The following is a 14,101-nucleotide window of genomic DNA, read 5'->3' on the forward strand; positions in this document are numbered from 1 at the left end:
GTCAGCTGTCTTCGGGACTGCGGGTAATTTTGAGGATCCGGAAGGATTTGGCGGTGCTGTGCCGGGACACCGAGTATCCGGACCCCAACTGCTCGGTCAGCCATTTCTGCAGTGAATCCGCTCCCAGGTTTTTCTGCACCACCAGCCACGCGGTTCCTTCCGGTGCCAGCCGCGGCAGCCACAGAAGCAGGAGCGCATGCAACTCGTCCTTGCCGATGCGGATGGGCGGATTGGACCAGATGGTGTCGAACCGCAGCTGCGGATCGACGTCCTCGGGCCGGCTGGCAGTGACATTGTCCAGGCCCAGTGCGGCGGCATTGTCACGGGTCAGGGCCAGGCACCGCTCGTTCACATCCACGGCGTACACGCGGGCTGCCGGGGATTTCAGGGCCATGGTCAGCGCCACCGGCCCCCAGCCGCAGCCAATGTCCAGCAAATTCCCCTCCGGGGAGGGGGACGGAACTTCGTCCAGCAGAATTACCGTGCCTTTGTCGATGCCGTCGGGGCTGAAGATGCCGCCGGAGGTAACGAGGGTACGCTCCCGGCCATCGAGCGTGACACGGAGCGGCCGGCGGACCTCGGGCCCGGACGGCTGTGAACTGAAGTAATGGTCTGAACCCATAACAAACCAGATTAGTGGGTCTGCGGCAGGCAGCGGAAACCGGATTCAGCGGCGGGCAAATCACGCCCCCAAATGTCCGTGCCCTGACTTACCATGGAGAACACGGCTTATAAGGAGAATATGACGATCAACAATTCCCGTCCTGGCACGTCCGGTTCCGCTCAGCCCACACCGGAGCTGAGCCCCGAAGACATCCAGGGGGTCATTGACAGGATCCTCGCCAAGGAAAGCGCTGCGGAGGCCAAAGCCCCCGGCCGGGACGTCCCGCGCGGCAGAGCCCAGGCTCTCTCTTCCGAGGACGCCGGGCATTCAGTGCACGACGGCGACCAGGAAGACCTTCGCGAGCGGCACGCACTGCGGCGCGTGGCCGGCCTGTCCACCGAACTCGAAGACGTAACCGAAGTCGAGTACCGCCAGCTTCGCCTGGAGCGTGTGGTACTGGCCGGACTGTGGAGCGAAGGGACGGCGGCCGACGCCGAGAATTCCCTGCAGGAACTGGCAGCCCTCGCCGAAACGGCAGGCTCCGAGGTGCTCGACGGCGTCATCCAGCGCCGCCTGAAGCCGGATCCGGGAACGTTCCTGGGCTCGGGCAAGGCACAGGAGCTCAAGGATATTGTGGCTGCCACGGGCGCGGACACGGTCATTGTGGACAGCGAACTCTCGCCGTCCCAGCGGCGCGGCCTGGAGGACATCGTCAAGGTCAAGGTCATTGACCGTACGGCGCTGATCCTGGACATCTTCGCCCAGCATGCCAAGTCCCGCGAAGGTAAGGCCCAAGTGGAACTGGCCCAGCTCGAATACCTGCTGCCGCGACTGCGCGGCTGGGGCGAATCCATGTCCCGGCAGGCCGGTGGCCAGGTGGGCAGCGCCGGTGCCGGTATGGGTTCGCGCGGACCCGGTGAAACCAAGATTGAGCTGGACCGGCGGAAGATCCGCACCCGGATGGCGAAACTCCGCCGGGAAATCGCGGGCATGAAACCTGCACGCGAAACCAAGCGGGCCAACCGGCAGCGCAACCAGGTTCCTTCGGTGGCTATCGCCGGGTACACGAATGCGGGCAAGTCGTCGCTCCTGAACCGGCTGACGGATGCCGGTGTCCTCGTCGAGAATGCGCTGTTCGCCACCCTGGACCCCACTATCCGCAAGGCCCAGACCGAAGACGGGATCGGCTACACCTTGGCGGACACCGTCGGGTTTGTCCGGTCGCTGCCGACCCAGCTGGTGGAAGCCTTCCGCTCCACGCTGGAGGAAGTGGCGGACGCTGACCTGATCCTGCACGTCGTGGATGCCTCCCATCCTGACCCGGAGGGCCAGATAGCCGCCGTCCGCACTGTGCTGACGGATGTTGATGCCCGCAAGATTCCGGAAATCATCGTCCTGAACAAGGCCGATGCCGCCGATCCGTTTGTCCTGGAACGCCTCCGGCAGAAGGAACGCCGCCACGTGGTGGTCTCCGCCCGTACCGGTGAAGGCATCGAAGAGCTGCTGCAGGCCATCTCCGAAGGGATTCCCCGCCCCGCGGTGGACCTGACGCTGATGGTTCCCTACGACCGCGGAGACGTGGTCTCCCGGCTGCACAGCCCGGACACTGAAATCCTGTCCGTGGACCACTCCGAAACCGGAACCCGGCTGCATGTCATGGTCCGCGAAGGCCTTGCTGCTGAACTGGAGCCGTTCGTCACCCATGAGTAAAGACACCACCGGCGAAGTCCTGGAACTTCTGGACACCGCCGTTGCCGGCATGGGCGGACAAAACCGCCCGGGCCAGCATGAAATGGCCCGACAGGTCACGCAGGCCATAGACGAAGGAAAGCACCTGCTGGTTCAGGCGGGCACCGGAACCGGCAAATCGCTGGCCTATCTGGTGCCGCTGATCCATCACTCGCTGGAGAGCACCAAGCCGACACTGGTGTCCACTGCAACGCTGGCGCTGCAGTCCCAGATTGTGGGCCGGGACCTGCCTCGGCTGCTCAAGACCCTTCAGCCGCAGCTCCCCCGCGAAGTGGACGTGGCACTGCTCAAGGGCCGCAGCAATTACGTCTGCCTGCACAAGACCGGCGGGGGATTTCCTGAAGAGGAAGATCCCGCCGGTGCCCTGTTCACGCTGGGAGATGACCATGGCGTCGCCCACCCTTCACCGGCTCCCACCTCGGCCATGGGCCGGGAAGTGGTGCGGCTGCGTGAATGGGCGGACGAAACGGACACCGGCGACCGGGATGATCTGGTCCCGGGTGTGAGTGACCGGGCCTGGCGGCAGGTATCGGTGACTTCCATGGAGTGCCTGGGAGCACAGAAGTGTCCGGTCGCCGCTGAGTGCTTCAGCGAGCGTGCCCGTGCACAGGCCGCGGTGGCCGACGTCGTGATCACCAACCATGCCATGCTGGCGATTGCTGCCTTCGAAGGCCTGGCCGTGCTGCCGGACTATGACGTGGTGGTCATTGACGAGGCGCACGAACTGCAGGACCGCGTCACCGGTGCTGTCACCGGCCAGCTCTCCGGCACGGTGATTACTGCCGCTGTTACCGCAGCGCGCAAACACACCTCTGCCAGCGTGGAGGAGCTGGCGCAGGCGGCACGTGCCTTTGAGCAGTCCATGGAGGGTGTTCCCTCCGGCCTGCTGGCCAGCGGGCTGAACGAAGAGCAGGAACAGGCCGTGGGGCGCGTTCGCGAGGCGTGCCGAGTGGCGCTCTCTGATTCCAAGCCCGAGCCCGGGGAAACCGCAGACGGCGGCCGGCAGACGGCCCGTTCACGGCTTATGGCAGTGCTGACTGTCTGCGAGCGGCTGATCTCGGCACCGGCGGCCGGCGAGGTGATTTGGGCGTCCCGGCCCAGTTCCTTCTCCCCGTCGGGAGGTTTTTCACCGCCCGACGAGACCGCCCCCGCCACCCTGAACGTTGCCCCGCTGTCAGTGGCGGGACGGCTGCGTGAAGGATTGTTTGACGGGCACACCGTTGTCCTGACCTCGGCAACCCTGGCGATCGGCTCCGAGTTCGGGCCGGTGGCCGGTGCCCTGGGCCTGCTGGGTCCGGGTGCACCGTCCTGGACCGGAACCGACGTCGGCAGTCCCTTCGATTATCCGCGCCAGGGGATTCTGTATGTGGCCAAGGACCTGCCCAAGCCGGAGCGGGGCACCTCCGAGGCTCAGCTGGATGAAATCGAAGCGCTGCTTAAGGCCTCCAACGGCGGCGCGCTGGGCTTATTCTCCTCCCGGCGGGCGGCTGAAGATGCCGCCGATGCCATGCGCACCCGGGTGGATTTCCCCATCCTGTGCCAGGGGGAATCTTCCATGTCTTCACTGGTCAAGCAGTTCTCTGAAGAGCCGGATACCTGCCTCTTCGGCACCATGTCGCTATGGCAGGGCGTGGACGTTCCCGGAGCCGCGTGCCGGCTTGTCCTCATCGACCGCATCCCGTTTCCCCGTCCCGATGACCCGCTGATGACCGCCCGCACCCGAGCAGTGGCCAAGGCCGGAGGCAACGGGTTCATGTCCGTGGCGGCGACCCATGCCGCCGTGCGTCTGGCACAGGGCGCCGGGCGCCTGATTCGTGCGGCGGGGGACCGCGGTGTGGTGGCTGTCCTGGACTCCCGGCTGGCCACGGCCCGGTATGGGGGCTTCCTGCGCGCAGCGCTGCCGCCGTTCTGGTCCACCACGGACCGCTCCGTGGTGCTCTCGGTTTTGGGCCGGCTCGCAGAGCAGTCGGCAGCCGAGGAGCTGTCGGCGGGGTAGGCGGGCTGCGGACGTAACCCGCGGCACTCTGCGGCCCAGTGAGGCCGGGCAGCAAAGACATGGACAGGCAAATGGCGGCCGGAAGATTTCCGGCCGCCATTTGCGTGCTTTCCGTTGCAGGGATCCCGCCGGGACGTGGGCTAAAGAGCGCGCATCACCGAGACAACTTTGCCCATGATGACGGCGTGATCGCCCACAATGGGCTCGTACCGCGTGTTCTGCGGCAACAGCCAGGTGTGGCCGTTGCGCTGCCGGAAGGTCTTGACCGTGGCTTCATCGTCGAGGAGGGCAGCCACAATGTCACCGTTCTCAGCTGTCGGCTGGCGGCGCACAACCACCCAGTCACCGTCGCAGATGGCGGCATCAACCATGGAGTCTCCCGAAACCTTCAGCATGAAAAGGTCACCGTGTCCCACCAGCTGACGGGGCAGCGGCATGATGTCCTCCACCACCTGCTCCGCAAGGATGGGTCCGCCGGCAGCGATGCGGCCGACCAGCGGCACCATGGCTGTATCAACGGAGGTGGCAAGCTCGGTTACCGAGGCCAGTGCCGGGGTTGAGCCTGCGCCCTCTTCACGCTGGTCTGCGGTGTGCCCCGAAGCGCCGGCTGAAGGGCTGTTGTCCGTGCCGGAGCCGGGGCGTCCCGGCGCCTCTTCGGCTGCCGTACCGGAGGATCCGTCACGGAGCATCAGGGGAATGAGGATTTCCATGGCGCGGGGGCGCTTCGGATCACGGCGGATGTAGCCGAGCTTCTCCAGCTGCATGAGCTGGTGGGTCACGCTGGACAGGCTGGCCAGGCCAACCGTGTCGCCGATTTCGCGCATGGTGGGCGGATAGCCGTTGGTGCTCACGGACCGCTGAATCATCTCCAGGACGGTCTTCTGCCTGGGGGTGAGCCCCTTGGCGCGCGCACGGGTGCCTGTGGCAGCTGGTTTGTTGGTGCTGTCTTCGGAAGCAGTCCTGCGGGCCACGTCGGGTTCCCTTCGGGTCAGCTGGTCCCGGCAATGCCGGGGCTGGTCGGTAAATGTCTAATCGGTACAAGCCGGGACGTATTGGCCGTGCAAGCCGTTCCGGCGGTTATGTCAGAGGCAGCTGATTCAGTGATCCTGGGGAACCGCTCCGACGCCTGGGCTTCGAGTCGATCCGCAGAACCCGTTGAAGGTTCCCTCTTGTCCTCAACGTTAAGCGAGCAGTGCGGTGTTTTCAAACATTTGTTCGAGCGAGTCTCGACTTTATTAGTAGATAGGTGCTAGAAATAACTCAGCAGAAATCGAACATACTTTCGACAGCCGCCCTCAGCGGAGGTTCGGGTAAGTCGATCAGCTTCCAATCGTTCGAATATGGCTTCGGGTATTTTCCCGCAGCCATCGAACCGGAAAGGCGTTGCAATGACAACCCAAACAGTCCCGACAGCTCGAACAGCTGATTCAAGTCATCCAGCTGCTTCAATCCAGACAGCTGCTTCAGACACAGTTGCGTCAAGCACATCTCCCTCACAGCACCTCGATTCCCGGCCTTCAAATCCTTCCCTGCCGGTCAAGACGAACTCGCTGCACCTGACCCGCAGGGGCCGTTTGGTTTTCATCGGCCTCCCGCTGATGCTCGCCGCGGCGGCTGCGCTCATTGTGCTGGGCTTCTTCACCGCTCCCGCCATGGCCTCCAGCGGGGGGCCGGACGTGACAAGAACCGTCCAGGTCAGTGTGGCTGCGGGTGAGTCCCTGTGGGGCCTGGCACAGGAGTTCGCTCCTGAGCGTGACCCGCGGGATGTCATGGAAGACATCATGGAACTCAACAACCTGACTGAATCCCGCCTCATCGTTGGTGCTCAGCTTTACATCCCCGTTGAACGCTGAGTCCGCAACAACGCTGAGCCTGCAACAACGCTGAGCCCGCAACAACGCTGAGCCTGCAAAAACGCTGAGCCCGCAACAATGCTGAGCCCGCAACAATGCTGAGCCGCAACACCTCAGGACGAAACACCCAGAGCCAAACAAATCAGTGCTCAACAACGCGGGACGTAACAAGGCAGGGCGTGCAGCCCGCAGATTCTTCCCGCTCCGCCTTCGAGTCTTAAGCTGTACAGGTGACTGAACAGCTGGCGAGACTCAACCGACTTCCTCTGCGCGATGACCTCCGAGGACTGACGCCCTATGGCGCACCCCAGCTGGATGTGCCCATCCTGCTGAATGTCAACGAGAATACGCATGGCCTGCCGAAATCCGTGCGGGACGCGATTGCGATCTCCGTGGAGCGGGCCGTGGCCGGACTTAACCGCTACCCGGACCGGGAATTCACGGAACTGCGGGACCGGCTTGCCGCTTACCTCGGCCACGGACTGACCTCCGAAAATATCTGGGCCGGGAACGGCTCGAACGAGGTCCTGCAGCAGATTCTCCAGGCGTTCGGCGGTCCCGGACGGACGGCCATGAGTTTCCCGCCCACTTATTCCATGTATCCGCTGCTCGCCAGCGGCACCGGCACCCGCTACGTCACGGGACACCGAAGCGACGACTTCGGGCTTACGGCTGAGTCAGCTGCAGAACAGGTTCGCGCCGAGGCGCCAAACATCGTCTTCCTTTGCACCCCGAACAACCCCACCGGCACAGCGCTTTCACTGGATGTTGTGGAGGCGGTCTACGAGGCGGGGGCCGCGTCAGAGGCCATCGTGATCGTGGATGAGGCCTACGGCGAGTTCTTCCATGCCGGCACTCCGAGCGCCCTGGAACTGCTGCCGGGACGCGAGCGACTGATCGTCTCACGCACCATGAGTAAAGCCTTTGCGCTCGCCGGAGCCCGGATCGGCTACATGGCAGCCGCCCCCGAGGTTACCGATGCCCTCCGCCTGGTGCGGCTGCCGTACCACCTGTCCGCCATCACGCAGGCCACCGCCAACGCTGCGCTGGAATACGCAGATGCTTTGCTGGCCAACGTTGAGGACATCAAGGTTCAGCGCGACCGCATTGTCTCCGAGCTGCAGGATCTGGGTCTGAAGCCCGCCCCCTCAGACGCGAACTTCGTCTTTTTCGGCGGAATGGAGGATCCCCGGGCCGTCTGGGAAGGCCTGCTGGAGGCAGGCGTCCTGGTGCGCGACGTCGGGATCCCCGGCCATCTGCGTGTCACCGCCGGCACGGAGCCCGAGACCAGCGCCTTCCTCGCCCGCCTCCGCGAACTGCTGGCCGCCGGCATCCGGTAGCTGCGCCGGGCGCCCGCGCTGCCGCGGCCGGAACAGCACCGGCCGGCAGACACTAAACTGTTAGCAGAGACCATCTTCTTTCAAAGGAAAACCATGACCGTGGAAACCACCACCGGCCGCACAGCCCGCCTCGAACGGGTTACCAGTGAATCGTCAGTGGTAGTGGAGCTGGACCTGGATGGAACCGGCCAGTCCAACATCAGCACGTCCGTGCCCTTCTATGACCACATGCTGACAGCCCTGGCCAAGCATTCCCTGATGGATCTCACGGTCCAGGCGACCGGGGACACCCACATCGATGTCCACCACACCGTCGAGGACATCGCCATCAGCATCGGCGAGGCGCTGAAGACGGCGCTGGGCAACAAGGCTGGGATCCGACGCTTCGGCGAAGCAACGGTTCCGCTGGATGAGGCACTGGCCAATGCAGTGGTGGACATCTCCGGTAGGCCTTATCTCGTGCACACGGGGGAGCCGGCAGGACAGGAATACCACCTGATCGGCGGGCACTTCACCGGCTCGCTTACCCGCCATGTCTTTGAAGCGATCACCCTGCACGCCCAGATCTGCCTGCACATGACCGTCCTCGGAGGACGCGACCCCCACCACATCGTGGAGGCCCAGTTCAAGGCCTTCGCCCGGGCGCTGCGTGCTGCCGTGGAATCGGATCCCCGCGTCGAAGGCATCCCCTCCACCAAGGGTGCCCTGTGAGCCGCAATGTCACAGTCCTGGACTATGGCTCCGGAAACATCCGGTCAGCTGTCCGCGCCCTGGAACATGTCGGAGCCAATGTCACCCTGAGCTCCAAATCCGCCGACGTCCTGAACGCCGACGGGCTGCTGGTGCCCGGCGTCGGCGCCTTTGCCGCGGTGATGCAGGGCCTGAAAGAGGTTGACGCGCTGCGCCTGATTGGTCGCCGCATTGCCGGCGGACGTCCCGTGATGGGCATCTGTGTAGGCCTCCAGGTCCTCTTCGACGAGGGCGTGGAGCACGGCGTGCGGACTCCCGGAATGGGGGAGTGGCCCGGAGTGGTGGAGCGCCTGGACGCCGAAGTGGTGCCGCACATGGGGTGGAACACCGTGGAGCCGCCGGCTGGTTCCGAGCTTTTCGCCGGCATCGAGGATGAGCGTTTCTACTTTGTGCACAGCTACGGCGTGCAGAAGTGGGACTTTGACGTGACCCAGCCCGCCATGCGCGCACCCCAGGTCACCTGGGCCGAGCACGGCAGCCGCTTCATTGCCGCTGTGGAGAACGGTCCGCTGACCGCAACACAGTTCCATCCGGAAAAGTCCGGTGACGCCGGTGCGGCGCTGCTGGAAAACTGGCTGAAGACGCTGGGTTAGGGCTATGTGGAGCGTCATCCTGATGGGCCTTGCCGGAATTCTGATCGGCGGCGCCATTTCCTTCCGCCGCCAGGGCATGTCCAAAATCATCACCATTAGTTTCTGGGTCCTTGCGGGAATGTCCCTGCTCGGCGCCTATCTCCTGATCGACAGCAGCGTCTGACCAATCGCCGCTGCCGGAATTCCCACGGAAAGCAAAACATGTCACTTGTTGAAACACCCGTCCTTGAACTTCTGCCCGCCGTTGACGTAGCTGACGGCCAGGCCGTCCGCCTGGTTCAGGGTGAAGCCGGCAGCGAAACCAGCTACGGCGATCCGCTCGATGCGGCCATGGCCTGGCAGAACGACGGCGCCGCCTGGGTTCATTTGGTTGACCTCGACGCAGCCTTCGGCCGCGGCTCCAACCTGCCCCTGCTCAAACGCGTTGTTGACCAGCTGGACATCAAGGTGGAGCTGTCCGGCGGCATCCGCGATGACGCGTCCCTGGACATGGCCCTGGAACTGGGCGCCAGCCGCGTGAATCTGGGCACCGCCGCACTGGAAAACCCGGAGTGGACCGCCAGCGCCATCGCCCGCTACGGCGAGGCCATCGCCGTCGGCCTCGATGTCCGCGGCACCACCCTGGCAGCCCGCGGCTGGACCAAGGAAGGCGGCGATCTGTGGGAGGTCCTGGCCCGTCTGGAAGACGCCGGCTGCCCGCGCTACGTAGTCACCGACGTCACCAAAGACGGAACCCTGCGCGGACCGAACCTTGAACTCCTGCGCGAGGTGCTGCAGCGCACCGACCGCCCCGTGGTCGCCTCCGGCGGCATCTCGTCCCTGGATGACCTGGCCGCTCTGCGCGAACTTGTTCCCCTGGGCCTGGAAGGCACGATTGTGGGCAAGGCCCTCTATGCCGGCGCGTTCACCCTGCCGCAGGCCTTCGACATCGCCGGCCATCCGGAGCGCTAGGACCCATGGCTGAGCGCGCCCTTCCCGGCCACATTGCCGCCGCCCTCGCCGGGGCAGGCGGTCCGGCCGATTCCGCCGGGCAGTCCTGGGCCGGCCGGGACCTCTCCGGCGACGGCAACCCGCTCCATAATTTCGATGCCGACGACGGCAGCGCCGATGCCGGCTACCTAGCAGCGCTGGCTGCGCTGGAGGATGGCAGCGGCACCGAAGCACAGGTGGTGGCCACGCTGGCCACCGCCCGGGTGTTTGTCCCCATTGTCGCCAGCCTGGCCGAGGAAGCGGAATCCGATCACGGCCTGGTTGCGGACAAGGAAGCAGACATGGCTTTGGTCACGCTGACGGCGCCGGACGGACGCAAGGCCCTGCCGGTGTTCACGTCCGTTCCTGCGCTGCAGAACTGGCATCCGAAGGCCCGTCCGGTTGCTGTGTATGCCGCACGTGCGGCGCTCTCAGCCGTATCGGAAGAGGCGCAGCTGCTGGTGGTGGACCCCGGCGCGGACATTACCTTCGTGGTGCGCCGCCCGGCCATGTGGGCCCTGGCCCGGCAGCGGGACTGGACTCCGTCCTACGCGGACCAGGAAGTCGCCCGGGCCGTGTCCGCTGCGGTCGACGTCGAACCGTCCGTTACCAGTGTGGAGCTGGTCCAGGGACCGGGGACGGCGACCCGGTCGGCGCGCGGAACGGTCATCGCCGGAGGCGGTGCCGGTCCTGAGCTTAGAATGGTTCTTCACCTGGCACCGGGACTGGATGCGCAGGCGGTGCAGGGCATCGCCGGATTGCTGCAGCAACGCCTCGCTGCCGATCCTTTGATTGTTGAGCGCGTAGATTCCCTGGAACTCAAGATCACGCGCTGACCCGTTGGGCGGGGGACCGCCGGAAGAGAAGTGCTGTGAATTTTGCCTCCTACGGGGAGCTGCTCCGTGTCGCCCCGATCCGCCGGCTGCTGCTGGTTGGAATGATTGCCCGGTTCCCGCACTCGGCGGCCGGAGTGCTGCTGACCCTGCACGTGGTCATGACCATGGACATGGGATATGCCAAGGCCGGCGCCGTAGCTGCCGTGGTCACGGTGGGCATCGCCTTCGGCGCCCCGTGGCGCGGCCGCCGGGTGGACAATGTGGGCCTGCGCCGGGCCCTGATTCCCTCCGTCATTTCCGAGGCGGTCATCTGGTCCATCGCTCCGCACGCCAGCTATGAGTGGCTGCTGGTGCTGGCACTGATCGGCGGCGTCTTCACGCTTCCGGTCTTCAGCGTGGTGCGGCAGTCCCTGGGCGTGATGGCAACGGGAGAGCAGCGCCGAACGGCCTTTGCCCTGGACTCCATCGCCACCGAGCTTGTCTTCATGGGCGGACCGGCGCTGGGCGCCATCCTGGCCACCTCGCTCTCCTCCGTGGTGGGACTTACCCTGGTGGGAATTTCGACGTCGCTCGCCGGCCTGCTCCTGATCTGGTTCAACCCGCCCACCCGGTCCGAGAATCCGCAGAAGGCCGCCACCGAGGTCCAGGAGCGGGAAGCCGCCAACGCTGCCGTCGTGGCTGCCGCTCCCGCGCACCTGGCAGAGGCATCTTCGGAGCTTCAGCCGCTTGCGGTGCTGAGCCGGCGGGCGCGGCTGCGCTCGGGTTTCTCCTGGTTCACGCTCAGCGTGGCCGTTGTTTTTGCCGTGGCGGTGGGCGCGGGACTGCTGCTGTCCAGCTCCGACGTCGGCATCGTGGCCCTGGTGGAATCCTCCGGCAACCCGCAGGAAGTGGGAATCGTCTTTGCCGCCTGGTGCGCCGCATCCGTGGTGGGCGGGCTGATCTACGGGGGAATGCGCCGGCGGATCTCGCCGATGCTGCTCCTGCTGGCGATGGCCGTTCTGACTCTTCCCATGGCCCTGGCCACGGACACGATCAGTTTGGCGCTGCTGTCCATTCCGGCCGGGCTGCTCTGCGCTCCGGTGCTGTCCTCCGCGTCCGAACGTGTGGCCGACCTGGTTTCTGAAGAGCGCCGGGGTGAAGCCATGGGCTGGTATGGATCCGCCCTGACGTCCGGCACGGCTCTCGGCGCCCCGCTGGCCGGCGCGGCGATTGACATTGTGGGTCCGTGGGCAGGCTTTGCCTTCGCCGGGGTCTCTGCGTCGCTGCTGGTGCTGGTCACCCTGACCGTACGAAAGTTCAGCCGGCGCGGCGAGCGGCTCTCAACGGTGTGACCTTCGGGGGAGCTGCACGGCAGCCCCGGAAGCAAATCCCCAGTACCCGGCGGGTCATCAAACTTTCGGGCGGGCGCAGTTAACCGCCGGTGTTCAGACGCGAATAGACAGCCACGTCCATGCGCCGATTCCCCACCGGCAGCGCGGCGCGCAGGACACCGTCCAGAGCGAAGCCCAGCCGCTTGGCCACTGCCGTACTCCGCTGGTTGTCGGCAACCGTTCGGATTTCCACCCGGAGCATGCCGGCTTTCCGGGCGTGCTCCAGCAATGCCCGGCAGGAACGGGTCACGGCGCCCCTGCCTTCATGGTCCGCGTCGATCCAATAGCCCAGCTCCGCGGTTTTCAGGTAGGAGTTCAGCCGCACGGACGCGGCGCCGATCAGCGAGTCCCCACAAATAATTACGGCGGGAAGTACGGTTCCGGCAACGAAGTCCGCAAGCTGTGCGCGGGTGAAATCCACCGACCCTGACAGGGTCTGTTCCTCATGAGCCCAGTGTTCCCAGGGTTGGAGCCGGTCCAGGTTTCGAAGCGTCAGCTGATGCATCTCCTCGGCCGTGTCCAGGGTCCGCAGTCCTAGCGAAAAGCCGCCGCCGATGTCATGGATAAATTGCATGAGGTACATCCTGCCGTGTCTGCCGGCGGACGGAGCGGTGGACATTCCCCTGGCGTGTCCACCGCCGGCTTGAGCGAATCCAGCCGTGCCCGTACCGGTGCGTTCAGAGGTCAGGCATTGCCCTGCGGGCCGCGCAACCGGCCGCGCAACCGTCCGCCCATACGGTGCACCCAGCCGCGGAAGCCGGGCTGCTGCGCCTTGCCCGCGACTCCGCTTCCGCCGGGTTCTACAAATCGGGCTACGGGGCCCTCCTCGGCCGAGCCTGCCCGCAGTCCGCGCCGTGCCCGCCAGCCGAGCATCTCTTCGTCAAGGTTCCGGAGCTTGGTGATGACGGGAGGCCCGCCCTGCAACTGGCGGCGTGCCTCGATGACGCGGACGTTGAAGTCCTCTACGGCGTCGCGCACCTGGCGTTCGGACGGCAGCTGATCCAGCCGCTCCTCGAATTTCTCGTCCTCCACGCGCAGCAGCAGAGCCGGCGGCCCCAGCCCGCTGATATTCTCGCGTTTGATCAGCCGCTTGATCCACCAATCCGGGTCGGGATCATCAAGGCCGGGAATCGGCTTGCCGGCGTACTGCAGATTGTCGAACTCGCCGCGCCCCATGGCGTCCCTGATGAGGTAATCCGCCTTCTGTGCCTCACTGAACTTCCGGCGTTTCTCGAGTGCTTCCCCGGATTCCGAGGCGCCTAGGCCCTCGGGCAGCTTGTATCCGGCTGCTTCGGCTGTTCCGGCGGCTTTGAGCCGTGCCGCCTGTTCCAATCGCTTCCGGTAACCTGCCGCACCGCCGCCGGCCATTGCGCGTCACCGCCTCCCGTTATGCGTCCCAATGAACGTCCCGTTCAGGTTACTCAACCGGCACGGGCACAGAAAAGCCCGGCGGGCCTGCCGGAAACGGCGGGCCCACCGGGCTCAGGGGAAAACGGAGGAACTAGTTGACGGGACCGGTGAACTTCTCGCCCGGACCCTTGCCCGGAGCGTCCTGAATTTCGGAGGCCTCGCGGAAAGCCAGCTGGAGCGAACGCAGTCCGTCACGCAACGGTCCGGCGTGCTGGCTGCCAATCTCAGGTGCGGCCGCAGTCACGAAACCGGCCAGGGCCGTAATCAGCTTGCGGGCCTCATCCAGGTCCTTCAGCTCCTCGGCGTCCTCGCCGTCGGCCAAACCGCACTTGACGGCCGCAGCGCTCATCAGGTGAACGGCAGCGGTGGTGATAACTTCGATAGCGGGAACCTCGGCGATATCGCGCATCTGGGCCGCCACTTCCTGCTCTTCAGCGGACGGGGCGTGCACCTCTTCCGTGGTTCCGGGGAAAGAATGGCGGGTGTGCTCGCCCGCCGGGTTGCTCTGTGGGGTACTCATACTGGTAAGCTTGTCACAGACCGACTGGTTGTCGTTACTTTCAGCGCCTTTTGCAGGCACCGCCCTTCACCGAGCGGATGTTGAGAGTCTCACATCAACCAGTATGCAAGC

Annotated in this window: 16 protein-coding genes; 10 read left to right on the top strand and 6 right to left on the bottom strand. The window is 65.3% G+C overall.

Annotated elements, in window-relative coordinates; all coding sequences use genetic code 11:
* Position 1: 1 nt before the first annotated feature.
* Entirely contained in the window at positions 2 to 622 is a 621-nt protein-coding gene (locus tag CXQ89_RS15365; protein ID WP_104161854.1) for a class I SAM-dependent methyltransferase, read from the bottom strand.
* Between the two features lie 120 nt (positions 623 to 742).
* Here CXQ89_RS15365 and hflX point away from each other — a divergent pair, with 120 nt between their 5' ends.
* Together hflX and CXQ89_RS15375 are read left to right on the top strand one after the other, a co-directional pair.
* Positions 743 to 2,314 carry a GTPase HflX gene (gene hflX, locus CXQ89_RS15370; protein ID WP_104161855.1) on the top strand — a complete coding sequence of 524 codons (1,572 nt, stop codon included), beginning with the start codon at positions 743 to 745 and terminating at the stop codon, positions 2,312 to 2,314.
* Positions 2,307 to 4,349 (top strand): ATP-dependent DNA helicase, encoded by a 2,043-nt coding sequence (locus CXQ89_RS15375; protein WP_104161856.1) that lies wholly within the window; start codon positions 2,307 to 2,309, stop codon positions 4,347 to 4,349. Before hflX ends, CXQ89_RS15375 begins: the two co-directional genes overlap by 8 nt.
* 140 nt (positions 4,350 to 4,489) lie before the next feature.
* Here the strand turns inward: CXQ89_RS15375 and lexA are convergent, their stop codons facing one another.
* Positions 4,490 to 5,215 carry a transcriptional repressor LexA gene (gene lexA / locus CXQ89_RS15380; protein ID WP_374952994.1) on the bottom strand — a complete coding sequence of 242 codons (726 nt, stop codon included), beginning with the start codon at positions 5,213 to 5,215 and terminating at the stop codon, positions 4,490 to 4,492.
* 394 nt (positions 5,216 to 5,609) lie between these two features.
* Entirely contained in the window at positions 5,610 to 5,831 is a 222-nt protein-coding gene (locus CXQ89_RS18450; RefSeq protein WP_181032403.1) for a hypothetical protein, read from the bottom strand.
* Positions 5,832 to 5,923: 92 nt separating this feature from the next.
* Between CXQ89_RS18450 and CXQ89_RS18975 the strand changes: the two genes are divergently transcribed.
* The 8 genes from CXQ89_RS18975 (at position 5,924) to CXQ89_RS15415 (ending at position 12,021) form a co-directional block, all read left to right on the top strand.
* On the top strand, positions 5,924 to 6,202 hold the full coding sequence (locus tag CXQ89_RS18975) for a LysM peptidoglycan-binding domain-containing protein (protein ID WP_237687004.1): 279 nt from the start codon (positions 5,924 to 5,926) through the stop codon (positions 6,200 to 6,202).
* A gap of 230 nt (positions 6,203 to 6,432) precedes the next feature.
* Entirely contained in the window at positions 6,433 to 7,542 is a 1,110-nt protein-coding gene (locus CXQ89_RS15390) for a histidinol-phosphate transaminase (RefSeq protein WP_104161859.1), read from the top strand.
* A gap of 93 nt (positions 7,543 to 7,635) precedes the next feature.
* Positions 7,636 to 8,253 (top strand): imidazoleglycerol-phosphate dehydratase HisB, encoded by a 618-nt coding sequence (gene hisB, locus CXQ89_RS15395; protein WP_104055418.1) that lies wholly within the window; start codon positions 7,636 to 7,638, stop codon positions 8,251 to 8,253.
* A complete protein-coding gene (gene hisH, locus CXQ89_RS15400) occupies positions 8,250 to 8,885 on the top strand; it encodes an imidazole glycerol phosphate synthase subunit HisH (protein WP_104161860.1) in 636 nt (211 codons plus the stop codon). The genes hisB and hisH overlap by 4 nt, the downstream gene beginning before the upstream one ends.
* A gap of 4 nt (positions 8,886 to 8,889) precedes the next feature.
* On the top strand, positions 8,890 to 9,048 hold the full coding sequence (locus tag CXQ89_RS18455; protein ID WP_181032386.1) for a hypothetical protein: 159 nt from the start codon (positions 8,890 to 8,892) through the stop codon (positions 9,046 to 9,048).
* Between the two features lie 38 nt (positions 9,049 to 9,086).
* Positions 9,087 to 9,836, top strand: a complete 750-nt coding sequence (gene priA, locus CXQ89_RS15405; RefSeq protein WP_104055420.1) for a bifunctional 1-(5-phosphoribosyl)-5-((5-phosphoribosylamino)methylideneamino)imidazole-4-carboxamide isomerase/phosphoribosylanthranilate isomerase PriA — start codon at positions 9,087 to 9,089, stop codon at positions 9,834 to 9,836.
* 5 nt (positions 9,837 to 9,841) lie between these two features.
* A complete protein-coding gene (locus CXQ89_RS15410; protein WP_104161861.1) occupies positions 9,842 to 10,690 on the top strand; it encodes an SseB family protein in 849 nt (282 codons plus the stop codon).
* A 35-nt stretch (positions 10,691 to 10,725) separates the two neighbouring features.
* Positions 10,726 to 12,021: an MFS transporter gene (locus tag CXQ89_RS15415; protein ID WP_104161862.1), complete on the top strand. Its 1,296-nt coding sequence runs from the start codon at positions 10,726 to 10,728 to the stop codon at positions 12,019 to 12,021.
* Positions 12,022 to 12,100: 79 nt separating this feature from the next.
* On the opposite strand, the gene CXQ89_RS15420 is transcribed toward CXQ89_RS15415, so the two are convergent.
* The 3 genes from CXQ89_RS15420 to CXQ89_RS15430 form a co-directional block, all read right to left on the bottom strand.
* Positions 12,101 to 12,634 carry a GNAT family N-acetyltransferase gene (locus CXQ89_RS15420; RefSeq protein ID WP_181032387.1) on the bottom strand — a complete coding sequence of 178 codons (534 nt, stop codon included), beginning with the start codon at positions 12,632 to 12,634 and terminating at the stop codon, positions 12,101 to 12,103.
* A gap of 110 nt (positions 12,635 to 12,744) precedes the next feature.
* A complete protein-coding gene (locus CXQ89_RS15425; protein WP_104161864.1) occupies positions 12,745 to 13,428 on the bottom strand; it encodes a DUF1992 domain-containing protein in 684 nt (227 codons plus the stop codon).
* Between the two features lie 133 nt (positions 13,429 to 13,561).
* Positions 13,562 to 13,990, bottom strand: coding sequence for a DUF1844 domain-containing protein (locus CXQ89_RS15430; protein ID WP_104055425.1), 429 nt, complete (start codon positions 13,988 to 13,990; stop codon positions 13,562 to 13,564).
* Positions 13,991 to 14,101 lie beyond the last annotated feature (111 nt).

It is taken from the genome of Arthrobacter sp. ZGTC212, assembly GCF_002929255.1.
Taxonomy (GTDB): Bacteria; Actinomycetota; Actinomycetes; order Actinomycetales; family Micrococcaceae; genus Arthrobacter_B; species Arthrobacter_B sunyaminii.

Coding starts and splice junctions, on each gene's coding strand:
- CXQ89_RS15410 (WP_104161861.1), top strand. CDS start 9,842: ATGGCTGAGCGCGCCCTTCCCGGCCACATTGCCGCCGCCCTCGCCGGG.
- CXQ89_RS18455 (WP_181032386.1), top strand. CDS start 8,890: ATGTGGAGCGTCATCCTGATGGGCCTTGCCGGAATTCTGATCGGCGGC.
- hisB (WP_104055418.1), top strand. CDS start 7,636: ATGACCGTGGAAACCACCACCGGCCGCACAGCCCGCCTCGAACGGGTT.
- CXQ89_RS15365 (WP_104161854.1), bottom strand. CDS start 622: ATGGGTTCAGACCATTACTTCAGTTCACAGCCGTCCGGGCCCGAGGTC.
- hflX (WP_104161855.1), top strand. CDS start 743: ATGACGATCAACAATTCCCGTCCTGGCACGTCCGGTTCCGCTCAGCCC.
- CXQ89_RS15420 (WP_181032387.1), bottom strand. CDS start 12,634: ATGCAATTTATCCATGACATCGGCGGCGGCTTTTCGCTAGGACTGCGG.
- CXQ89_RS15375 (WP_104161856.1), top strand. CDS start 2,307: ATGAGTAAAGACACCACCGGCGAAGTCCTGGAACTTCTGGACACCGCC.
- priA (WP_104055420.1), top strand. CDS start 9,087: ATGTCACTTGTTGAAACACCCGTCCTTGAACTTCTGCCCGCCGTTGAC.
- lexA (WP_374952994.1), bottom strand. CDS start 5,215: ATGATTCAGCGGTCCGTGAGCACCAACGGCTATCCGCCCACCATGCGC.
- CXQ89_RS15425 (WP_104161864.1), bottom strand. CDS start 13,428: ATGGCCGGCGGCGGTGCGGCAGGTTACCGGAAGCGATTGGAACAGGCG.
- CXQ89_RS15430 (WP_104055425.1), bottom strand. CDS start 13,990: ATGAGTACCCCACAGAGCAACCCGGCGGGCGAGCACACCCGCCATTCT.